Raw genomic sequence first — 20,889 nt, forward strand, 5'->3', positions numbered from 1 at the left:
GTGGAGTACACCAATGCCTCCACTACAGGGCGTAGTGTTGGTGCCGACGCGCTCCGCGCCGTACGACGAACGAAGGAATCACCCGTGGAATCCCGCCGGCTGATGGCCCCGCTGCCGCTCCTGCTCACACTCCTCGGCGTCGCCGGTTGCTCGGGGCCCAGCGCGCCCCCCACGTCGGGACACTCCGCGGGTGGCGAGGCGAACATCCACCTGCCCGACCTCTCGGCGGCGACGTTCCTGGGTGGCACCGTCAACGGCACCACCCTGCTCCTGATCGGCCTCGTCGTCTGCGTCGGCGGCCTGGCGTTCGGCCTCGCCTCTTACATGCAGCTCAAGCGCCTGCCGGTCCACGCGGCGATGCGCGAGATCTCCGAACTGATCTACGAGACCTGCAAGGCCTACCTGCGCCAACAGGGCAAGTTCCTGCTGATCCTGTGGGTGTTCATCGCCAGCGTCATCTTCATCTACTTCAAGTTCTTGGTCGGCTCCGGCTGGGGCCAGGTGCTCATCATCCTCGGCTTCAGCCTCGTCGGCATGGGGGGCAGCTACGCCATCGCGTGGTACGGCATCCGCGTCAATACGTTCGCGAACGGACGCACCGCGTTCGCGTCCCTGCGTGGTCGCCCCTACCCGCTCCACCAGATCCCGCTGCGCTCGGGCATGAGCGTCGGCATGGTGCTCATCTCGGTCGAGCTGTTCATGATGCTCACGATCATGCTGTTCCTGCCAGCGGAGATCGCCGGCTCGTGCTTCATCGGCTTCGCGATCGGTGAGTCGCTCGGCGCGAGCGCCCTCCGCATCGCCGGCGGCATCTTCACCAAGATCGCCGACGTGGGTTCGGACCTGATGAAGATCGTGTTCAAGATCAAGGAGGACGACGCCCGCAACCCCGGCGTCATCGCCGACTGCACCGGCGACAACGCCGGCGACTCTGTCGGCCCGTCCGCGGACGGCTTCGAAACCTACGGCGTCACCGGCGTCGCGCTGGTCACCTTCATCATGCTCGCGATCCCGCCGACCGAGTCCGTGCTGCAGGCGTCCTTGCTGGTCTGGATCTTCTTCATCCGTGCCGTCATGGTCGTCGCGTCCGGAGCCTCCTACGCGGTGAATGCCGCGCTCACCAAGAGCCGCTACGAGCACGCCGAGGAGATGGACTTCGAGGCCCCGCTCACCTGGCTGGTCTGGATCACCTCGATCGTCTCGATCCTCCTCACCTTCGCGACGTCCGCCCTGCTGATCCCCCACCTCGGCGACGGCACCACGTGGTGGAAGCTGTCGATCATCATCTCGTGCGGCACGCTCGCGGGCGCGCTGATCCCCGAGCTGGTCAAGGTGTTCACCTCGGTCAAGAGCAGGCACACCGAGGAGGTCGTGAAGTCGGCCAACTCCGGCGGGGCCTCGCTCGACATCCTGTCGGGTCTCGTCGCCGGAAACTTCTCCGCCTACTGGCTCGGCATCGCCATCGTCGCCCTCATGGGCGTCGGCTACGTCATCTCCACCGCCCTGGGCTTCGGCGACGACATGAAGGCCCCCGCGGTCTTCGCGTTCGGCCTGATCGCGTTCGGCTTCCTCGGCATGGGCCCGGTCACCATCGCGGTCGACTCCTACGGCCCGGTCACGGACAACGCGCAGTCGGTCTACGAGCTGTCCATGATCGAGGACGTCCCGAACGTCACCGAGCAGGTCCGCGCCGAGCACGGATTCGACGCCGACTGGGACCGCGCCAAGCGCCTGCTGGAGGAGAACGACGGCGCCGGCAACACGTTCAAGGCGACCGCCAAGCCGGTCCTCATCGGCACCGCCGTCGTCGGCGCGACCACGATGATCTTCTCGATCATCATGGGCCTGACGGTCGGCATGACCGAGAACCTCGACAAGCTGTCGCTGCTCCACGCCCCGTTCCTGCTGGGCCTGGTCACCGGAGGCGCGGTGATCTACTGGTTCACCGGGGCGTCCATCCAGGCCGTCACCACCGGAGCGTTCCGCGCGGTCGAGTTCATCAAGGACAACATCCGGCTGGACGAGACCGCCACGCGGGCGTCCGAGGCCGACAGCAAGCGCGTCGTGGAGATCTGCACGATCTACGCCCAGCGCGGCATGTTCAACATTTTCCTCGGCGTCTTCTTCGCGACGCTGGCGTTCGCCTTCCTGGAGCCGTACTTCTTCATCGGCTACCTGATCTCGATCGCCCTGTTCGGCCTCTACCAGGCGATCTTCATGGCGAACGCCGGCGGCGCCTGGGACAACGCCAAGAAGATCGTCGAGGTCGACCTCGACGCCAAGGGCACCGACCTGCACGACGCGTCCATCGTGGGCGACACCGTCGGCGACCCCTACAAGGACACCAGCTCGGTCGCGCTCAACCCGGTCATCAAGTTCACCACCCTGTTCGGCCTGCTGGCCGTCGAACTCGGCGTCATGCTGACCCAAGCGGGCCAGGGGATGCTCGTGCTGGTGCTTTCGGGGGTGTTCTTCCTCGCCGCGTGCGTGTTCGTGTGGCGGTCGTTCTACGCCATGCGCATCGACGCCCCCATGCTCACCGCGGACGACATCGTCGCCCAGCGACTGGCCGAGCTCAATGGCTGAAAGGCCACAACGTCACGCCAAGTGAAAACTGCTGTCCCAATAGGGGGTTGCCCGTACCCGCGGGCGGCCCTCTATTGTGCATGTCCAAGCAGCCGGACGCCCGGCTGCGCGCCAACGACGACGCACGAAGGGGTCACGTGACCGCTCCAGTACGCCTGCTCGGACGCCCGGGCCGCAGCTCTTCCCCCTCCCGCCGCGCCCGCGGGGTGATCCCCGTCCTCGCGCTGCTCGCGCTGGCCGGCTGCACCACCACCGCCCAGACCGGCGACGGCGCGCGCCCGGCCGGCGGCGAAGCGAACCTCCACCTTCCCGACCTGGCGCTGGCGACGTTCTTCGGTGGCGCCGTCGACGGGCGCACCCTGCTGCTGTTCGGCATCGCGATGAGCGTGGCCGGCCTCGGGTTCGGCCTGTGGAGCTTCCTGGGCCTGAGCCGCCTGCCCGTCCACGCGGCGATGCGCGAGGTGTCCGAGTTGATCTACGCGACCTGCCAGGCATACCTCAAGCAGCAGGGCCGCTTCCTGATGATCCTGTGGGCGTTCACCGCGGCGGTCATCTTCGTCTACTTCCAGTTCCTGGTCGGGACGCCGCTGGGCCAGTCGCTGATCATCCTCGCGTTCAGCCTGCTCGGCATGGCCGGCAGCTACGGCATCGCATGGTTCGGCATCCGCGTGAACACCTTCGCGAACTCGCGCACGACGTTCGCGTCGCTGCGCGGGCGTCCGTACGACCTGCACCACATCCCGCTGCGCGCCGGTATGAGCATCGGCACGGTCCTGATCAGCCTCGAGTTGCTGATCCTGTTGATGATCCTGCTCGTGCTGCCCGGCGAGATCGCGGGCTCCTGCTTCATCGGCTTCGCGATCGGCGAGTCGCTGGGCGCCTCCGCGCTGCGTATCGCCGGCGGTATCTTCACCAAGATCGCCGACATCGGCTCGGACCTGATGAAGATCGCCTTCAAGATCAAGGAGGACGACGCCCGCAATCCGGGCGTCATCGCCGACTGCACCGGCGACAACGCCGGCGACTCGGTCGGCCCGTCTGCGGACGGCTTCGAGACCTACGGCGTGACGAGCGTCGCGCTGGTCACGTTCATCATGCTGGCCGTCGGCGGCCAGATGTTGGGGGCGGACGCCGTCCCCGCCACCCAGGCGACCCTGCTGGTGTGGTTGTTCACCGTGAGCGCCACGATGATCGGCGCCTCGCTGCTGAGCTATGTCGCCAGCTCGGCGATCACGCGGGCCAAGCACACGCACTCCGAGGACATCGACTTCGAGCGCCCGCTCACCGAGCTGGTCTGGATCACCTCGGTGGTGTCGATCCTGGCCACCTTCGCCGTCTCGTGGCTGCTCATCCCCGACCTCGGCGACGGCTCGCTGTGGTGGAAGCTCGCGGCGATCATGTCGTGCGGCACCCTGGCCGGGGCGCTCATCCCCGAGGTGGTCAAGGTGTTCACCTCGGTCAAGAGCAAGCACGTCGAGGAGGTCGTGAAGTCCTCCCAGCGCGGCGGGGCGTCCCTGAACATCCTGTCAGGCCTCGTGGCCGGCAACTTCTCCGCACTGTGGCTGGGCCTGTCCATCGTCGCCCTGATGACCGGCGCGTACCTCCTGTCGATGCTGGGCCTCGACACCCTCATGGTCGCCCCCGGCGTCTTCGCCTTCGGCCTGGTCGCCTTCGGCTTCCTCGCCATGGGACCGGTCACCATCGCCGTCGACTCCTACGGCCCGGTCACCGACAACGCCCAGTCGATCTACGAGCTGTCCACGATCGAGGACATCCCCGGCGTCTCCGAGCAGGTCGAGCGCGACTTCGGCTTCACCCCCGACTGGGAACGCGCCAAGCACCTGCTCGAGCTCAACGACGGCGCGGGCAACACCTTCAAGGCCACCGCCAAGCCCGTGCTCATCGGCACCGCCGTCGTCGGCGCCACCACGATGATCTTCTCGATCATGATGCTGCTGACCTCGGGCATGACGGCCAACATCGACAAGCTGTCGCTGCTGTACGCGCCGTTCCTGCTCGGCCTGATCATGGGCGGCGCCGTCATCCACTGGTTCGCCGGGGCGTCGATCCAGGCCGTCACCACCGGAGCGTTCCGCGCCGTCGGCTTCATCGCCGACAACATCAAGCTGGACGGGGTCACGAAGGCGTCCGAGGCCGACTCGCGCCGCGTCGTGGAGATCTGCACCCAGTACGCCCAGAAGGGCATGTTCAACATCTTCCTGGGCGTGTTCTTCGCCACGCTCGCGTTCGCGTTCACCGACCCGTACTTCTTCATCGGCTACCTGGTCTCGATCGCGATCATCGGGCTCTACCAGGCGATCTTCATGGCCAACGCCGGTGGCGCCTGGGACAACGCCAAGAAGATCGTCGAGGTCGACCTCGCCGCGAAGGGGACGCCGCTGCACGACGCCTCGATCGTCGGCGACACCGTGGGTGACCCCTACAAGGACACCAGCTCGGTGGCCCTCAACCCGGTCATCAAGTTCACCACCCTGTTCGGCCTGCTGGCCGTCGAGCTCGGCGTGAGCCTGCGTCACTCCGAGGCGCACACGCTGGTGACCGTGCTGGCGGTCGCGAGCTTCATCGCGGCGCTGGTCTTCATGTGGCGCTCGTTCTACAAGATGCGCATCGACGCGCCCATGCTGACCACCGCCGACATCGACCCGGTCGTGGACGAGCCGGCGACCTGAGGGGGCGGCGGCCACCGGTAGAGTGGCCGCCATGCCCGCCGCCGCTGCACTCGCCCTCGACGGGGTCGAGGTCACCCTCGGCGGGCGCCGCGTGCTGGACGGGCTGACGTTCACCGCGGCCCCGGGCGCGATCACGGCGCTGCTCGGCCCCAACGGTGCCGGCAAGACCACCACGATCCGCGTGCTGACCGGCCTCGTGCCGGTCGACGGCGGCACCGCGCAGGTGCTCGGCCGCCCGGCCGGCCACCCGGACGCCCTCGCCCGCCTCGGCCTGATGCCCCAGGCCACCGGCGCGTGGTCGAGCATCCGGCCGCTGGAGCTGCTGCGCTACCTGGCCGGTCTCTACGCCCGCCCGCACGACGTGCACGCCCTCGCCGAGGCCCTCGGCATCACCTCGTTCGCGAGGACGCCCTACCGGCGGCTGTCCGGCGGCCAGCAGCAGGCGGTCAACCTCGCCGGCGCGCTGGTCGGCCGGCCGGAGTTCGTCCTCCTCGACGAGCCCACCGCCGGGATGGACCCCCACGCCCGCCGGCGCACCTGGGGTCTGGTCCGGCAGCTCGCCGACGCGGGCGTCGGCGTCCTGCTCACCACCCACGCGATGGACGAGGCCGCCCAGCTGGCCGACCACGTGTGGATCATGGACGCCGGCCGGATCGCGATCGACGGCACCGTGGCCGAGCTGACCGCCACCGAGTCCCTCGAGGACGTCTTCCTCCGGCACACGGGGGCGCAGGCATGACCGCACTCGACCTCTCCCCCGCCCCGGCGTCCGCGCCGAGGGCCCGGCGCATCGTCGGCCACGCCCGCACCGAGGCGTCACTGCTGCTGCGCAACGGCGAGCAGCTGCTGCTGGCGCTGGTGATCCCGATCGGCCTGCTCGTGGCCGGGGTCCTCGTCGGGGAGCGCGTCGGCCTCGACCCCGCCCTGCTGCCGGCGTCGGTGCTCGCGCTCGCGCTGTGGTCGACGTCGTTCACCTCGCTCGCGATCAACACCGCCTTCGAGCGGCGCTACGGCGTGCTCGAGCGCCTGGTCGCCACCCCCCTCACCCGCGGTGACCTCATCGCCGGCAAGGCACTCGCCACCGCGGGCATCGCCGCCCTCCAGGTCCTCATCATCGCCGCCGTCGCGTTCGCGCTCGGCTGGCGCCCCGTCCTGCACCTGCCCAGCGCGGTCATCGCCGTCGTCGCCTCCCTGCTCGCGCTCGTCGCGTTCGCCGGGTTCGCCCTCGCCCTCGCGGGGCGGCTGCGCGCCGAGGCGACCCTGGCCGTCGCCAACTTGGTCTACCTCGTCGTCGCCGCGGGCGGCGCGCTGGTCCTGCCGGTCGCGGCCTACCCCGACTGGGCCCAGTGGCCGCTGCGGCTCACCCCGTTCGGCGCCCTCGGCGAGACGCTGCGGCTCGCCTCGGTCGGCGCCGCGGACCCCCTCCCCCTGCTCATCCTGGCCGCGTGGGCGGCCCTCGCCCTGCTCGTCGCGCGAAAGGCCTTCCGATGGACCTCCTGACCTCCAGCCGCACGCTGCGCCGGCTCACCATCGCCAACCTCGTGGCGAACATGGTGATCATCTGGACCGGCGCGCTGGTGCGCCTCACCAAGTCCGGCCTCGGCTGCCCGACCTGGCCGCAGTGCGAGCCCGGCAGCTACGTGCCGACCCCCGAGCAGGGCCTGCACGGCGCCATCGAGTTCGGCAACCGGCTCCTCACCTTCGTGCTGGCCGCCATCGCCCTGGCCACCGCCATCGCCGCCTGGCGGGCCTTCCGCCGCGGCACCGCCCCGCTGCGCCTGTTCGAGCTGTCGATCGGCGTGGGCCTGGGCATCATCGCGCAGGCCGTGATCGGCGGCGTGTCGGTCCTCACCCAGCTCGACCCGTGGGTGGTCGGCCTGCACATGGTGGCGTCCGTGGCCCTGATCCTGATCTGCCTGCGCATGGTCCACCTGGCCCACGACATCGCCCCGGTCGTCGCCTCCGGCACCCTGTACGCCCTCACCCGGCTCATCTTCCTGCTGGGCATGGTCGTGGTCGCGCTCGGCGTCGTCGTGACCGGCTCGGGCCCGCACGCCGGCGACGGCGCCGCCACCCGCAACGGCTTCGACCCCGAGTGGACCTCCAAGATCCACGCCTGGGCGGTGTGGGCCCTCGTGGCACTCACGGTCCTGGCCCTCGTGTTGGCCTGGGGCGACGCCCGCCTGCGCACCATCTGGCTGGCCGTGCTGGCCACCGAGCTGTTCCAGGGCGTCGTCGGCTACGTGCAGTACTTCACCCACCTGCCCATCGTCCTCGTCCTGGGCCACATGATCGGCACCACGCTGTTCGTCGTGGCCCTGGGCCACGCCTGGTACAGCACCGCGTACGCCGACGGCCCGGCCGCCACGCGGGCGACCGGGCCGTCGGAGCGGGATCAGGCCTTGGGGTCCGGGATCCGCTGACCGCGCGGGCCGGCGGGGGCCTTCGGCCCACGCTGGTTGGCCGCCGACTTGCCCTGCTGCCAGATCGTCACCACCGACGGACGCGGCAGCGAGTCACCACCGTCGGGCCAGTGCGAGGACGGGTCCTCGAACGTCGAGCCGTTCGTCTCGCCCGGGTGCTGCACGCAGATGTTCACCCGCTCCTCCGTGACCCACGGGCCACAGGTCTCGGCGCCGGTCGGTACCGAGAGGAACTGGCGCACCTCGCCCCGGTGCTCCCCGGCCAGCGGCACGGCGTACAGGCCGTCGTGCGCGCCCAGCTGGTTGCCGTCGGTGGAGATCCACAGGTTGCCGTGCTCGTCGAACGTGACGTTGTCGGGGCACGAGATCGGCGAGACCTTGGACCGGTCGGCACCCGCGAAGTAGGTGCTGGGGTCGTTGGGGTCGCCGCACAGCAGGAGGATGTTCCAGCCGAAGGTGGTGGCGGCCGGGTCCTGGCCCGCCTCGGACATCTCCATGACGTGGCCGTGCTTGTTCGCCGTGCGCGGGTTGGCCTCGTCGACGCCCGCCTTGCCGGCCGTGCCGCGCTGGGTGTTGTTCGTGAGCGCCATGTAGACCTTGCCGTTGACCGGGTTGGTCTCGACGTCCTCGGGACGGTCCATCTTGGTGGCGCCCACCTTGTCGGCCGCGAGGCGGGTGAAGACGAGCACCTCCTCCACGGTGAAGCCGTCCACGAACGACTCGGTGTCGGTGCACAGCGGGATCCACTCGCCGGTACCGTCAAAGGCCCCGTCGGAGGGCAGCGTGCCCTTGCCGTCGATCTCCGCCGCCGGGGAGTCGCCGGTGAAGCGGGCGACGTAGAGCGTGCCGGTGTCGAGCAGGTCGGCGTTCGCCTTGGCGCCACCGGGCTGCACCTTCTTGGTGGAGACGAACTTGTAGAGGTAGTCGAAGCGCTCGTCGTCACCGGAGTAGACGACCGCGCGGCCGTCCTTGGCGATGACCGAGGTGCCGGCCTCGTGCTTGGTCCGGCCGAGCATGGAGCGCTTCTTCGGCGTGGAGGTCGGGTCGAACGGGTCGATCTCGACGACCCAGCCCTGGCGCAGGACCTCGTTGGGCTCGCGCGAGAGGTCGAAGCGGTCGTCGAACCGCTCCCACTTGCGCTCGGACGCCCCAGTCGGGATGCCGTAGCGGCTGATGGCCTGCTGCGGGAGCCCACCCTGGACGGCGGCACCGTTGGCGAAGTACTGGTTGAAGTTCTCCTCGCCCGAGAGCACCGTGCCCCACGGCGTGTTGCCGCCCGCGCAGTTGTTCAGGGTGCCGCGCACCTTGTAGCCGGTCGCGTCGGCGGAGGTCTTCAGGTAGCGCGAGCCGCGGGCCGGGCCCGTGACCTCGAAGTCGGAGGTCGCGGTGAAGCGACGGTTCAGGCGGTGGCCCACCACGGGGGTCAGCTTGCCGTTGCCCTGGTTCTTCTTCACCACGACGACCGACAGGCCGTGCGCGGCCCACGCCACCTCGACCTGCTCGCGGGTGGGGTTCGCGGCGTCGTAGGCCGGGAACATGATGACCTCGTCGGTGTACTCGTGGTTCACCACCATGATCTCGTGCCGCTTGTCGAGCGGGAAGAAGCCCAGGTAGTCGCAGTTGTAGCCGAACTGGCCGGCCTGCTTGGCCGCCGTCTGCGCGTACGGGTCGAACTGCGGTGCGCCGGCCAGGATCGGGTCGCCCCAGCGGATCACGATGTCCTGGGCGAAGCCCTGCGGCACCACGACGGCGTCGGCGGTCGACGGGGCGATCGGCGTCCAGCCGAGGCCGGGCAGGCCACCGCGGGTGTCGAGGGCCGCGGCCCGCGGCGCGTTCACGAAGGCGGAGACGCCCGTGCCCGCCACGGCGGCAGCGCCGGCGGCGACGACACCCACCTTCATCAGGCCACGACGCGAGATGACCGAGTCGATGATGTCGCCGAGGTACTCGTTCTCGGAGGTGTTGGGCACCTCGTGGAAGCACGCGTCACCGCACTTGAAGCGGCACGTGAGCGAGCTGCGGTTGCCGTGGACGGGGGCTGGGGCCAGCAGGTTGAGCAGCCGGCGGCGGGAGTCAGCCATGGGGGGAACCTTTCGCGATGGTGCTGAGGACGACCCGGACGCTAGCGACGGCGTCCCACCGGGGCTCGACAAGGGGTTGAACATCGGGTGAACGTTGCGCGTCCACGGCGTGGGCCGTAGCCGAACGGGCCTTCGGGTGGGGGCCTGCCACAATGGTCGAGTGCTCCCCTTTCTCGTGACCCCCCTCGTGCTGTGCGCCGCCGTGCTGCTCGTCAGCGGCGTGGCCAAGCTGCGCGAGCCCCAGGCCACGCGCGACGCCTTCGTCGCGCTGAGGCTCCCGCGCCGGCTCGCGGACTCCCCCGCCCCGGCGCTGCTGCCGTGGGGTGAGCTCGCGCTCGGGGTCCTGCTCCTGGTCGGGGTCGGCTGGGTCCTGCTGCTGGCGACGGTCGCGACGCTGCTGCTGTTCTTCGGCTACCTGGCCGTGATCGCGCGGGCCCTCGGCTTCCCCGAGAAGGTGTCCTGCAACTGCTTCGGCAAGCTCGGCGAGCAGGGGGTCACCCGGCGCACGTTGGTGCGCAACGCCGTGCTGGTCGCGACGGCGAGCCTCGCGACGGTGGCTGCGCTGCTGCACGTCTCGGTCCCCGCGACCCTGGTCGAGGCCACGGGCCCGACGCTCGGCTGGCTGGCCATGGCCGCCCTCACCGGCGCCGTGGCCCTGCTGGTGCTCGGCCACGGCCCCGCCGACGCCCCCACCGCCGCCGGGCGCCCGACCAAGGGCTCGCGCCTGCCGTGGTTCACCCTGCTGGACGCCACCACGCGCACGCCGGTCCACACCGGTGACCTGCCCAACGAGCGCACCGTGCTCCTGTTCGTCAGCCTCGGCTGCGGCTCCTGCGTCCGGGTGCTCGAGGACCTCGACACCCTGCGCACCGAGAACCCCGAGGTCGCCATCCGCCCCGTCCTGGCCGACACGTACGCCGGCGACCCCGAGACCTGGGCGCCTTCCGTGCGCACCGACGGCCTGCTCGACCCCCACGGCAACGTCTCCCAGACCCTCGTCGAGTGGACGCCCACCGCCGTGCTCGTCGACCGCAGCGGCACGCTGCTGGCCGACCCGGCCGTCGGTGAGGGCGGGGTCCGCGCGCTGATCGCCTCGGCCGGACCCCAGCCACAGGCCCCGGCCACGCCGGAACCGGCCCCCGAGCCCGAACCGGTCGCCGAGCCGGAGCCCGAACCCGCGGTCGAGGACCTCGACGACGACGAGTTCGCCTACGAGCGCACCCCCATCCCCACCGCCGCGGTGATCGACGCCGACGGCGAGCCGAAGACGCTGCACGAGCTCACCGCGCACACCGCCGCCCTGCTGGTGAGCATCAACTGCCTGTGCGGCACCTCACGGGAGGCCGCGGCGTCCGTGAACCGCTGGGCGCAGACCCTGCCCCAGCTCGAGGTGCGCCTGCTCAGCTCGATGAAGCCGGAGTCGCTGCCCGAGGAGATCCGCCCCGACGGGGCTGTCGCCTACGACCACGCCGGACTGGCGCAGAAGGCGCTGGAGCTGTCCGGCAGCCCGGTCGCGGTCCTGCTCGGTGCCGACGGCCTGCTGGCGGGCGGGCCGGTGCACGGCGTCGCGGAGATCGAGCAGTTCGTCGCCGACATCGCCGAGCAGCTCGGCGAGGCGGCGGGCTGAGTCCGGTCAGCCCCAGGGCAACAGCGGGTCGACCGCCGCCGCGATGAACACGATCGCGAGGTAGCTGTTCGACCAGTGGAACAGCCGCATCGGCTTGAGCGCGGCGTCGCGCATCCCGGCGCGGGCGCGGTTGAGCAGCGCGACCGACTCCCAGACCAGCCACGCGCCGGCGATCCCAGCGACGATCGGGTACATCAGCGTGGTGCCCGCGACCGGCCACAGCGCCAGCGACGTGACCACGGTGAGGACCGAGTAGACGAGGATCTGCCACGCCACGTGCGGGGCGTCCTTGACGACGGGGAGCATCGGCACGTCCACCGAGGCGTAGTCCTCGCGGTAGCGCAGGCCGAGCGCCCACGTGTGCGGGGGCGTCCAGAAGAAGACGATGAGGAAGAGGATGATCGGCGGCCACGCGACCGAGCCGGTCACGGCCGTCCAGCCGATGAGCGGCGGGAAGCAGCCGGCGACGCCGCCCCACACGATGTTCTGGGCCGTGCGGCGCTTGAGCCACACGGTGTAGATGAACACGTAGTAGAGGATCGCCATCACCGACAGCGCGGCCGCCAGCCAGTTGGCGCCGAAGCCGAGCATGAGCGTCGAGATGACGCCTAGGACAACGCCGAACGTGTACGCCGAGCGCTGCGACACCTGCTCGCGCACCATCGGACGCCGCCGCGTGCGTCGCATCTGCTCGTCGATGTCGGCGTCCAGCACGGAGTTGAAGACGTTGGCGGACGCCGCGGACAGGGTTCCGCCCACGAACGTGACGATCGCCAGCCCCAACGGAGGGAACCCGCCGGCGGCGAGGAACATGGCGGGGAACGTCGTCACGAGCAGCAGCTCGATGATGCGCGGCTTGGTCAGCCCGACGTACGCCTTGACGGTGCCCAGGGCCCCGGTCTGGGCGGGGGCAGGCGCCTCCGTCCTGGCTGGGTGCATGGTGTGACCTCCGGCGGAATCGAGGAACCGGCCGCGCGCACGGGGCGCGACCCTCGGCCAGTCTATCCGAAATGCTCGGGGCTCTCGGCGCCCACCACCGGGGCTCTCGGCGGACAGGACCGGGGCTCTCGGCGCCCACCACCGGGGCTCTCGGCGCCCACCACCGGGGCTCTCGGCGGACAGGACCGGGGCTGTCGGCGCAGGGGTGTCAAGGCGGGTTGCCGATTCATCGAATGCCCCGCCCTCTGCCGAACCGGCGAAGTAGAGTCGGGGGACGTGGGGCGTCGTGCGATGCCTCGGACCCTGAACTCAGGAGCACTTTATGAACTCTCGTATGAAGGGGCTCGCCGACGCTGGCGTGTCCATCTGGCTCGACGACCTCTCCCGCAGCCGTCTGCAGAGCGGCAACCTTCAGGGCCTCATCGACGACAAGTCGGTCACCGGCGTGACGACCAACCCGACGATCTTCGCCGCGGCCCTGACCGGTGGCGACCAGTACCACGCTGACATCCTCGCCCTGCCGAAGGGGACGGGCGTCCCCACCGCGATCAAGCAGCTGTGGGCCAAGGACGTCCAAGACGCCTGCGATCTCTTCAAGGGCATCTACGACGCCAGCAACGGTTACGACGGCCGCGTCTCCATCGAGGTCGCCCCCGGGCTGGCCTACGACACCCAGGCCACCATCGATGAGGCCCAGGAGCTGTACGACCTGGTCGACCGCGAGAATGTCCTCATCAAGATCCCCGCGACGATCGAGGGCCTGCCAGCGATCACCGAGACGCTCGGCCGCGGCATCTCGGTCAACGTGACCCTGATCTTCTCCGAGGATCGCTACCGCGCGGTCATGGACGCCTACCTGGCCGGCCTCGAGCAGGCCGACGCCGCCGGCAAGGACCTCTCCAAGATCCACTCGGTCGCGTCCTTCTTCATCAGCCGCGTCGATACCGAGATCGACAAGCGCCTGGACGCCATCGGCACCGACGAGGCCAAGGCGCTCAAGGGCAAGGCGGCCATCGCCAACGGCCAGGTGGCCCTTGCCGCGTTCGAGGAGGTCTTCTCCTCCGAGCGCTTCGCGAAGCTGGAGGCCAAGGGCGCCAACAAGCAGCGTCCGCTGTGGGCGTCCACCGGCACCAAGGACCCGTCCTACTCCGACACCCTGTACGTGTCCGAGCTGGTCGCCAAGGGCGTCGTCAACACCATGCCCGAGAAGACCCTGCTGGCCTACGCCGACCACGGCGAAATCGGTACCCCGATGGAGGGCACCGGCGCCCAGGGCAGGAAGGTGCTCGACGACATCGCCGCGGTGGGCGTCGACCTGGCCGACGTCTTCAAGGTGCTCGAGGACGAGGGCGTCCAGAAGTTCATCGCCTCGTGGGACAGCGAGCTGGTCACGGCCGTGGAGAAGGCCATCGCCTCCGCTGACAACTGACCCTCATGCGCCGGAGGGTGGGCGCTAGGGTGTCTCCGTGACGAGTGCTCCCTACACCAACCCCCTGCGCGATCCCCAGGATCGCCGGTTGCCGCGTGTTGCAGGCCCGTGTGCCCTCGTCATGTTCGGGGTGACCGGCGATCTTGCGCGCAAGAAGCTTCTCCCCGCCGTCTACGACCTCGCCAACCGCGGCCTGCTGCCCCCCGGGTTCAGCTTCGTCGGGTACGGTCGCCGCGACTGGGACGACGAGGCGTTCACCGACTACTTCCTCGAGTCGGTCAAGGCGAACGCCCGCACGACCTTCCGCCCCGAGGTGTGGCGCCAGCTCGCCGAGGGCATCCGCTTCGTCAGCGGCGCCTTCAACGACGACGAGGGCTTCGAGAACCTCAAGCGCACGATCGCCGAGCTGGACGAGAGCCAGGGCACCGAGGGCAACCACGCCTTCTACCTGTCGATCCCGCCAGTGGGTTTCGACCAGGTGATCGAGCAGCTCGACAAGCACGGCCTGGTCGACAAGACCAAGAAGAGCCCCTGGAACCGCGTCGTCATCGAGAAGCCCTTTGGCCACGACCTCGCCAGCGCCCAGGAGCTCGAGCGCAAGGTCTCCAGCGTCTTCAACACCGACTCGGTGTTCCGCATCGACCACTACCTCGGCAAGGAGACCGTCCAGAACATGCTGGCGCTCCGGTTCGCCAACCAGCTGTTCGAGCCGATGTGGAACCGCAACTACGTCAGCCACGTCCAGATCACGATGGCCGAGGACATCGGCATCGGCGGCCGCGCCGGCTACTACGACGGCATCGGGGCCGCCCGCGACGTCATCCAGAACCACCTGCTCCAACTCCTGGCCCTCGTCGCCATGGAGGAACCCGCCTCGTTCGAGGCCGGCAAGCTGCGCGCCGAGAAGGAGAAGGTCCTCGCCGCCGCCCGTGCCCCGCGCAGCCTGAAGCACCACACCGCCCGCGGCCAGTACACGGCCGGGTGGGCCGGCGCCCAGAAGGTGAGGGGCTACCTGGAGGAGGACGGCATCGCCCCCGACTCCCAGACCGAGACGTATGCCGCCTTCCGCGTCGACATCGACAACCGCCGTTGGGCGGGCGTCCCCTTCTACCTCCGCGCCGCCAAGCGGATGCCGCGCCGCGTCACCGAGATCGCGCTCATGATGCGCCCGGCCCCGCACCTGCCTTTCCAGATGTCCGACACCGAGCAGCTGGGCGCGAACGCGCTGGTGCTGCGCATCCAGCCCAACGAGGGCATCACGCTGCGGTTCGGCGCGAAGGTGCCGGCCACCCCGATGGAGATCCGCGACGTGACGATGGACTTCGACTACGGCACCAGCTTCGCCGAGACGAGCCCCGAGGCGTACGAGCGGCTGATCCTCGACGTCCTGCTGGGCGACCCGCCGCTGTTCCCGCAGCACCGTGAGGTCGAGCTGTCCTGGATGATCCTCGACCCGATCCTCGACTACTGGGCCGACAAGCAGCACCAGCCCGAGGCGTACGTGGCGGGCACGTGGGGCCCCCCGTCCGCCGCCGCGATGCTGGAGCGCGACGGCTTCGTGTGGCGGCGTCCGTGAAACCAGGAGGAGAACGATGATCACGACCCTGAAGGACACGACGTCCGCCCAGATCCAGAACGCCATCACCAAGGCGCGGCAGAGCGTCGGCGCGGCGTCCGGGATGGTGTTCACCCTGCTGGCCATCCCGACCGCGGACGATTACGACGACGCCTTCGACGCCTGCCTCGCGGCCGGGCGGGAGCACCCCTCCCGCATCATCATCGCCACGGACGGCTCCACGCGCACCGAGAGGCTGGACGCCGAACTGCACATCGGCGACGAGATCCCCGGCGAGGTCATCGCCCTCAAGTTCCACGGCGAGCTGATGCACCACAAGACCTCGGCGATGCTGCCGCTGCTGCTGCCCGACTCCCCCGTCATCGCGTGGTGGCCGGGCCGGGCGCCGGAGGACGCGTCGGCCGACCGCATCGGAAAGCTGGCCGGCCGCCGGATCACGGACGCCATGGGCACCGACGATCCGCTGGCCACGCTGGTGGCCCGGGCGGGCACCGTCGCCCCCGGCGACACCGACCTCACCTGGACGCGCCTCACCCCGTGGCGCGCCCTGCTGGCCTCCGCGCTCGACAACCACCAGAGCCCCGTGGTGAGCGGCCGCGTGACGGCCGCGAACAACAACGCGGGCGGGCTCCTGCTGGCCGCCTGGCTGCGTTCGCGGCTGGGCGTCCCGGTCGACTTCGAGGCGGACGGCGGCCCCGGCGTGACCGGCGTGACCCTCTCCACCGAGGACGGCGACATCACCCTCAAGCGCCCCGACGGCAAGATGGCCACGTTCACCGCGCCCCGGACGCCGCCCCGCTCCGTCGCGCTGCGCCGCCGCGAGGTCAGCGCCCTGCTCAGCGAGGAGCTGCGCCGTCTCGACACCGACAAGGTCTTCCTGGAGTCGATGGCGTGCCTCCCCTCGACCGTCAACGGGAACGAGGGCTGACATGGACGAGATCCAACGCTGGGCCACCGGCACCGACCTCACCGACGGCGTCGCCGAACGGCTGATGGCGCGCCTCGTCGAGTTGCAAGCCACCACCGACCGCTCGGTGCACCTGTGCCTCACTGGCGGCCGCATCGCCAACCGCATCTACTCGGCATTCGCCGACCTCGTCGAGGGCTCCGGGCTGGACACGTCCCGCATCGAGCTGTGGTGGGGCGACGAGCGCTTCGTCCCGACCGAGGACCCGGACCGCAACGCCGGCCACACCTTGGCGATCCTCGCCCGGACGCTGCAGGTCACCCCGGCGCACACGCACGCCATGTCGGCCGCGGACGGGGTCACCGACAACGAAGCCTCGGCGCTCACCTACGCCAAGGAGCTGGGCGACACGGTGTTCGACATCTGCCTGCTCGGCATGGGCGAGGACGGGCACGTGGCGTCCATCTTCCCGAACCATCCCTCGTTCGAGGAAACGACGCACACGGTCATCGGGGTGAACGACTCCCCCAAGCCGCCCAGCTCACGCATCAGCCTCACGGTGCCGACGCTCAGCCGCAGCCGCGAGGTGTGGTTCCTGCTCAGCGGGGCGGAGAAGGCGGACGCCGTGGCGCGCGCCTACGCCGGCGACCCGACCCTGCCGGGCGGGGTCGTCCGCGGGCGCGAGCGCACGCTGTGGATCGTGGATCGGGCGGCTGGGGCCGGCCTTCCCCACCACGAGTGCACCTTCTGAGCCTGGCGGCTCCCGGGTCAGTAGATGACCTCGCCGGCGGCGCGACGGGCGCGCAGGCCGGCCAGCGCCTCGGCCAGGATGGCCTCGGCCTCGGCGTCCGTACGGCGCTCCTTCACGTAGGCGAGGTGCGTCTTGTACGGGGTGATCTTCGGCGGGGGCGGTGGGTTCTCCGAGTCCAGGTTGGCCGGCAACCCGCAGCGGGGGCAGTCCCACTCCTCGGGGAGCACGGCGTCCGCAGCGAAGGCGGGGCGCGTCTCGTGCCCGTTGCTGCAGTAGAAGGACACGTACAGGCGAGGCGCGGAATCGCCGCGCTCGGCCTCGCCCATGGGACCCGCACCGACGCGGCTGCCACGGATGGCGCTACCACCGACCACTGTTGAGAACTCCTTGGCTCGTTGCTGAGTAGAGGGTTGCCGCCGGCCTCAGCCGAGGACGCCCACGTCGGGGAACCAGCGGTAGAGGGCGAGCAACAAAAGGATGCTCGCCAGCCAGACCAGGCCGATGACGATCGTCAACCGGTCCAGGTTCCGCTCGGCGACCGAGGAGCCCCCCATGGTGGTGGACATGCCGCCACCGAAGAGGTCGGACATGCCGCCGCCCCGGTTCTTGTGGAGCAGCACGAACATGGCCAGGGCCAGGGAGGTCACGACGAGGAGGATCGAGACAGTCAAGATCGGCCAGGTCATGAGGGGAGCGATGGTCACCGCACGATTCTAACCCACGCACAAGGGGCCGATGACCATGTGGTCACCGGCCCCTTGGCTCGTGCTGAGAGGTGTCTCAGTTCTGATAGAAGAGGACGATCTTGGCGAACTCCTCCGGGTCGAGGCTCGCCCCGCCGACCAGAGCGCCGTCGACGTCGGTCTGGGCCATGATGTCGACGATGTTGCCGGACTTCACCGATCCGCCGTACTGGATGCGGACGGCGTCCGCGGCCTCCTGGCCAACGAGCTCGGCCACGCGGGCACGGATCGCTCCACAGACCTCCTGCGCGTCGTCGGGGGTCGCGACCTCGCCGGTGCCGATGGCCCAGACGGGCTCGTAGGCGATGACGAGGGAGCCGACCTGCTCACCCGACAGGTCCGCAAGGACCTTGTCGACCTGGGCGAGCACGAACGGGACCTGCTCGCCGGCCTTGCGGACGTCGAGCTTCTCCCCCACGCAGATGATCGGCGTCATCCCCGCCGCGAGGACGACCTTCGCCTTCTCGTTGATCAGCTCGTCGCTCTCCGCGTGGTAGTCGCGACGCTCGGAGTGGCCGACGACCACGTACGAACAGTTGAGCTTGGCCAGCATCTCGGCCGAGATCTCACCGGTGTAGGCGCCCGACGCGTGCACCGAGACGTCCTGCGCGCCGTAGGTGAGCGGCAGCTTGTCGCCCTCCACCAGCGTCTGGACGGTGCGCAGGTCGGTGAACGGCACGATGACCGCGGCCTGGGCCTGCTCGGGGTCGTACTTCGCGTCCTTCAAGGACCACGCCAGCTTCTGGACGACGCCAGCCGCCTCGACGTGGTTGAGGTTCATCTTCCAGTTGCCCGCCATGAGCGGGGTGCGATTCGACACCGTTGATCAGTTCCCTTCGAGGACGTCGAGGCCCGGGAGCGTCTTGCCCTCCAGGTACTCCAGCGACGCGCCGCCGCCGGTCGAGATGTGGCCGAACGCGTCATCGGGGAAGCCGAGCTGGCGGACGGCCGCGGCGGAGTCACCGCCACCGACGACGGTGAACGCGTCGGTGTCGGCCAGCGCCTGGGCGACGGCCTTGGTGCCGGCGGCGAAGTCATCGACCTCGAACACGCCCATCGGGCCGTTCCAGAAGACGGTCTTCGCGCCCATGATTGCGTCGGCGTACGCCTTGGCGGTCTCGGGGCCGATGTCGAGGCCCATCTGATCGGCCGGCATCGAGTCGGACGCCACGGTGGTCTTCTCGAAGGGGCCGTCCCCGGACGGGAAGCTCGGCGACACGACGGCATCGGACGGGATGAGGAGCCCCTTGCCTGCAGCCTCGGCATCCTTCATGTAGCCGGTGACGGTGTCGATCTTCTCGGCGTCCAGCAGCGAGGTGCCGACCTCGTAGCCCTTGGCCTTCAGGAAGGTGTAGCCCATCCCGCCACCGATGATCAGGGTGTCGGCGACCTTGAGCAGGTTGTCGATGACCGACAGCTTGTCGGCGACCTTGGCGCCGCCGAGGACGACGACGTAGGGGCGCTGGGGGGTCTCGGTGAGCTTCTTCAGCACCTCGACCTCCTTGGCGACGAGGTGGCCGGCCGCGTTCGGCAGCAGCTTGGCGACGTCGTAGACCGAGGCCTGCTTGCGGTGCACGACGCCGAAGCCGTCGGAGACGAACACGTCGCCGAACTCGGCGTACTTGGCCGCGAGGGCCTCGCGCTCGGCGTCCACCTTGGACTCCTCGGCGGGCTCGTAGCGGACGTTCTCGAGCATGACGATGTCGCCTTCGGCCATGCCGGCGACGGCCCCCTTGGCGGACTCGCCGACGACGTCACCGGCGAGGGTGACCTTGGCGTCGATGAGCTCCCCCAGCCGCTTGGCGGCCGGGGCGAGCGAGTACTTCGGGTTGACCTCACCCTTGGGGCGACCCAGGTGAGCCATCACGACGACCTTCGCGCCGGCCTCCGTGAGCTGCTTGAGCGTCGGGAGGGCCGCCTTGATCCGGCCGTCGTCGGTGATGGTCTCGCCGTCCAGCGGGACATTGAAATCGCAGCGGATCAGGACGCGCTTGCCCTTGAGATCCCCGAGATCGTTGATGGACTTCACCTGGGTTCGCCTTTCAGGATGCGGTTGGGTTGAGGACGATCAGAGCTTGGAGGCGACGAGCTCGGTCAGCTTGACCAGCTGGTTCGAGTAGCCCCACTCGTTGTCGTACCAGGAGACAACCTTGACCTGGTTGCCGATGACCTTGGTCAGGCCGGCGTCGAAGATCGAGGCGGCCGGATCGGTCTCGATGTCCTTGGACACGATCGGATCCTCGGTGTAGACCAGAACGCCCTTGAGCGGGCCCTCGGCGGCGGCCTTCTTGATGATCTCGTTGACCTCCTCGACGGTGGTCTCGCGGGCGGCCTCGAAGGTGAGGTCGGTGGCGGAACCGGTCGGGGTCGGGACGCGCATGGCGTAGCCGTCCAGCTTGCCCTTGAGCTCGGGCAGCACGAGCGCGACGGCCTTGGCGGCGCCGGTCGTGGTCGGGACCATGTTGAGGGCCGCGGCGCGGGCGCGACGCAGGTCCTTGTGCGGGCCATCCTGCAGGTTCTGGTCCTGCGTGTAGGCGTGGATCGTGGTCATGAGTCCCTTGACGATGCCGAGGCTGTCGTTGAGCGCCTTGGCCATCGGGGCGAGGCAGTTCGTCGTGCAGGACGCGTTGGAGATGATCGTCTGCGAGCCGTCGTACAGGCCGTCATTGACGCCCATGACGATGGTGATGTCCTCGTTCTTCGCCGGGGCGGAGATCAGGACCTTCTTGGCGCCGGCGTCGATGTGCGCCTTGGCCTTGGTGGCGTCGGTGAAGAAGCCGGTCGACTCGATGACGATGTCGACGCCGAGCTCGCCCCAGGGCAGGTTGGCCGGGTCCTTCTCGGCGAACGCCTTGATGTCCTTGCCGTTGGCGGTGATGGAGTCGTCGTCATAGGTGACCTCACCCTCGAAACGGCCCAGGATCGAGTCGTACTTCAGCAGGTGGGCGAGGGTCTTGTTGTCGGTGAGGTCGTTGATCGCCACGACCTCGACGTCGGCGCCGGACTCGACCAGCGCGCGGTAGTAGTTGCGACCAATCCGGCCGAAGCCGTTGATGCCAACCTTGACAGTCATGTACTGGGTCTCCTTCGAAAGGAATCTCGCCCGCTCGTGGGGACGAGAACTGGACGAGTCCACC

The 20,889-nt window shown here is 69.5% G+C and carries 17 protein-coding genes; 10 read left to right on the forward strand and 7 right to left on the reverse strand.

Annotation, left to right across the window (positions count from 1 at the left end; genetic code table 11):
• Nucleotides 1-102 precede the first annotated feature (102 nt).
• The 5 genes from ET989_RS02610 to ET989_RS02630 all read left to right on the forward strand — a co-directional run bounded on the left by ET989_RS02610 (nucleotide 103) and on the right by ET989_RS02630 (nucleotide 7,699).
• The gene (locus ET989_RS02610; RefSeq protein ID WP_180320753.1) at nucleotides 103-2,586 is read left to right on the forward strand and encodes a sodium-translocating pyrophosphatase; all 2,484 of its coding nucleotides are present in this window, start codon (nucleotides 103-105) and stop codon (nucleotides 2,584-2,586) included.
• Nucleotides 2,587-2,666: 80 nt separating this feature from the next.
• On the forward strand, nucleotides 2,667-5,276 hold the full coding sequence (locus tag ET989_RS02615) for a sodium-translocating pyrophosphatase (protein ID WP_131167011.1): 2,610 nt from the start codon (nucleotides 2,667-2,669) through the stop codon (nucleotides 5,274-5,276).
• 31 nt (nucleotides 5,277-5,307) lie between these two features.
• The gene (locus tag ET989_RS02620) at nucleotides 5,308-6,015 is read left to right on the forward strand and encodes an ABC transporter ATP-binding protein (RefSeq protein ID WP_131167012.1); all 708 of its coding nucleotides are present in this window, start codon (nucleotides 5,308-5,310) and stop codon (nucleotides 6,013-6,015) included.
• Entirely contained in the window at nucleotides 6,012-6,776 is a 765-nt protein-coding gene (locus tag ET989_RS02625; RefSeq protein ID WP_131167013.1) for an ABC transporter permease, read from the forward strand. Before ET989_RS02620 ends, ET989_RS02625 begins: the two co-directional genes overlap by 4 nt.
• Complete coding sequence (locus ET989_RS02630) at nucleotides 6,764-7,699, forward strand: COX15/CtaA family protein (RefSeq protein ID WP_131167014.1); 936 nt, start codon at nucleotides 6,764-6,766, stop codon at nucleotides 7,697-7,699. The genes ET989_RS02625 and ET989_RS02630 overlap by 13 nt, the downstream gene beginning before the upstream one ends.
• Here the strand turns inward: ET989_RS02630 and ET989_RS02635 are convergent.
• Nucleotides 7,672-9,780, reverse strand: a complete 2,109-nt coding sequence (locus ET989_RS02635; protein WP_131167015.1) for a PhoX family protein — start codon at nucleotides 9,778-9,780, stop codon at nucleotides 7,672-7,674. The two genes, ET989_RS02630 and ET989_RS02635, sit on opposite strands and share 28 nt — an antisense overlap.
• 160 nt (nucleotides 9,781-9,940) lie before the next feature.
• Between ET989_RS02635 and ET989_RS02640 the strand changes: the two genes are divergently transcribed.
• On the forward strand, nucleotides 9,941-11,407 hold the full coding sequence (locus tag ET989_RS02640) for a TlpA family protein disulfide reductase (RefSeq protein ID WP_165489995.1): 1,467 nt from the start codon (nucleotides 9,941-9,943) through the stop codon (nucleotides 11,405-11,407).
• Nucleotides 11,408-11,413: 6 nt separating this feature from the next.
• Here ET989_RS02640 and ET989_RS02645 read toward each other — a convergent pair whose 3' ends face one another.
• Nucleotides 11,414-12,346 carry a heme o synthase gene (locus ET989_RS02645; protein ID WP_131167017.1) on the reverse strand — a complete coding sequence of 311 codons (933 nt, stop codon included), beginning with the start codon at nucleotides 12,344-12,346 and terminating at the stop codon, nucleotides 11,414-11,416.
• A 322-nt stretch (nucleotides 12,347-12,668) separates the two neighbouring features.
• Between ET989_RS02645 and tal the strand changes: the two genes are divergently transcribed.
• From tal to pgl, 4 genes are read left to right on the forward strand one after another with little or no spacing between them, the layout of a single operon-like run.
• Nucleotides 12,669-13,775 (forward strand): transaldolase, encoded by a 1,107-nt coding sequence (gene tal / locus ET989_RS02650; protein WP_131167018.1) that lies wholly within the window; start codon nucleotides 12,669-12,671, stop codon nucleotides 13,773-13,775.
• 37 nt (nucleotides 13,776-13,812) lie between these two features.
• On the forward strand, nucleotides 13,813-15,351 hold the full coding sequence (zwf, locus tag ET989_RS02655) for a glucose-6-phosphate dehydrogenase (RefSeq protein WP_131167019.1): 1,539 nt from the start codon (nucleotides 13,813-13,815) through the stop codon (nucleotides 15,349-15,351).
• 16 nt (nucleotides 15,352-15,367) lie between these two features.
• Nucleotides 15,368-16,279 carry a glucose-6-phosphate dehydrogenase assembly protein OpcA gene (locus tag ET989_RS02660; protein ID WP_131167020.1) on the forward strand — a complete coding sequence of 304 codons (912 nt, stop codon included), beginning with the start codon at nucleotides 15,368-15,370 and terminating at the stop codon, nucleotides 16,277-16,279.
• A gap of 1 nt (nucleotide 16,280) precedes the next feature.
• Nucleotides 16,281-17,009 carry a 6-phosphogluconolactonase gene (gene pgl, locus ET989_RS02665; protein WP_131167021.1) on the forward strand — a complete coding sequence of 243 codons (729 nt, stop codon included), beginning with the start codon at nucleotides 16,281-16,283 and terminating at the stop codon, nucleotides 17,007-17,009.
• A 17-nt stretch (nucleotides 17,010-17,026) separates the two neighbouring features.
• Here the strand turns inward: pgl and ET989_RS02670 are convergent, their stop codons facing one another.
• The 5 genes from ET989_RS02670 to gap form a co-directional block, all read right to left on the reverse strand.
• Complete coding sequence (locus tag ET989_RS02670; protein WP_131167022.1) at nucleotides 17,027-17,383, reverse strand: RNA polymerase-binding protein RbpA; 357 nt, start codon at nucleotides 17,381-17,383, stop codon at nucleotides 17,027-17,029.
• Between the two features lie 48 nt (nucleotides 17,384-17,431).
• A complete protein-coding gene (secG, locus tag ET989_RS02675; protein WP_131167250.1) occupies nucleotides 17,432-17,695 on the reverse strand; it encodes a preprotein translocase subunit SecG in 264 nt (87 codons plus the stop codon).
• A gap of 94 nt (nucleotides 17,696-17,789) precedes the next feature.
• On the reverse strand, nucleotides 17,790-18,551 hold the full coding sequence (gene tpiA / locus ET989_RS02680) for a triose-phosphate isomerase (protein WP_241656196.1): 762 nt from the start codon (nucleotides 18,549-18,551) through the stop codon (nucleotides 17,790-17,792).
• A 27-nt stretch (nucleotides 18,552-18,578) separates the two neighbouring features.
• Nucleotides 18,579-19,781 carry a phosphoglycerate kinase gene (locus ET989_RS02685; protein ID WP_131167024.1) on the reverse strand — a complete coding sequence of 401 codons (1,203 nt, stop codon included), beginning with the start codon at nucleotides 19,779-19,781 and terminating at the stop codon, nucleotides 18,579-18,581.
• Nucleotides 19,782-19,820: 39 nt separating this feature from the next.
• Nucleotides 19,821-20,825, reverse strand: a complete 1,005-nt coding sequence (gene gap, locus ET989_RS02690; RefSeq protein WP_131167025.1) for a type I glyceraldehyde-3-phosphate dehydrogenase — start codon at nucleotides 20,823-20,825, stop codon at nucleotides 19,821-19,823.
• Nucleotides 20,826-20,889: the final 64 nt, after the last annotated feature.

The sequence above is a fragment of the Propioniciclava sinopodophylli genome (assembly GCF_004324755.1).
Classification (GTDB): Bacteria; Actinomycetota; Actinomycetes; order Propionibacteriales; family Propionibacteriaceae; genus Propioniciclava; species Propioniciclava sinopodophylli.

What these genes read in the sequence shown, in the direction of transcription:
- ET989_RS02610 (WP_180320753.1), top strand. Translation starts at nt 103, where the DNA reads ATGGCCCCGCTGCCGCTCCTGCTCACACTCCTCGGCGTCGCCGGTTGC.
- ET989_RS02615 (WP_131167011.1), top strand. Translation starts at nt 2,667, where the DNA reads ATGTCCAAGCAGCCGGACGCCCGGCTGCGCGCCAACGACGACGCACGA.
- ET989_RS02620 (WP_131167012.1), top strand. Translation starts at nt 5,308, where the DNA reads ATGCCCGCCGCCGCTGCACTCGCCCTCGACGGGGTCGAGGTCACCCTC.
- ET989_RS02625 (WP_131167013.1), top strand. Translation starts at nt 6,012, where the DNA reads ATGACCGCACTCGACCTCTCCCCCGCCCCGGCGTCCGCGCCGAGGGCC.
- ET989_RS02630 (WP_131167014.1), top strand. Translation starts at nt 6,764, where the DNA reads ATGGACCTCCTGACCTCCAGCCGCACGCTGCGCCGGCTCACCATCGCC.
- ET989_RS02635 (WP_131167015.1), bottom strand. Translation starts at nt 9,780, where the DNA reads ATGGCTGACTCCCGCCGCCGGCTGCTCAACCTGCTGGCCCCAGCCCCC.
- ET989_RS02645 (WP_131167017.1), bottom strand. Translation starts at nt 12,346, where the DNA reads ATGCACCCAGCCAGGACGGAGGCGCCTGCCCCCGCCCAGACCGGGGCC.
- tal (WP_131167018.1), top strand. Translation starts at nt 12,669, where the DNA reads ATGAACTCTCGTATGAAGGGGCTCGCCGACGCTGGCGTGTCCATCTGG.
- ET989_RS02660 (WP_131167020.1), top strand. Translation starts at nt 15,368, where the DNA reads ATGATCACGACCCTGAAGGACACGACGTCCGCCCAGATCCAGAACGCC.
- pgl (WP_131167021.1), top strand. Translation starts at nt 16,281, where the DNA reads ATGGACGAGATCCAACGCTGGGCCACCGGCACCGACCTCACCGACGGC.
- secG (WP_131167250.1), bottom strand. Translation starts at nt 17,695, where the DNA reads ATGACCTGGCCGATCTTGACTGTCTCGATCCTCCTCGTCGTGACCTCC.
- tpiA (WP_241656196.1), bottom strand. Translation starts at nt 18,551, where the DNA reads ATGGCGGGCAACTGGAAGATGAACCTCAACCACGTCGAGGCGGCTGGC.
- gap (WP_131167025.1), bottom strand. Translation starts at nt 20,825, where the DNA reads ATGACTGTCAAGGTTGGCATCAACGGCTTCGGCCGGATTGGTCGCAAC.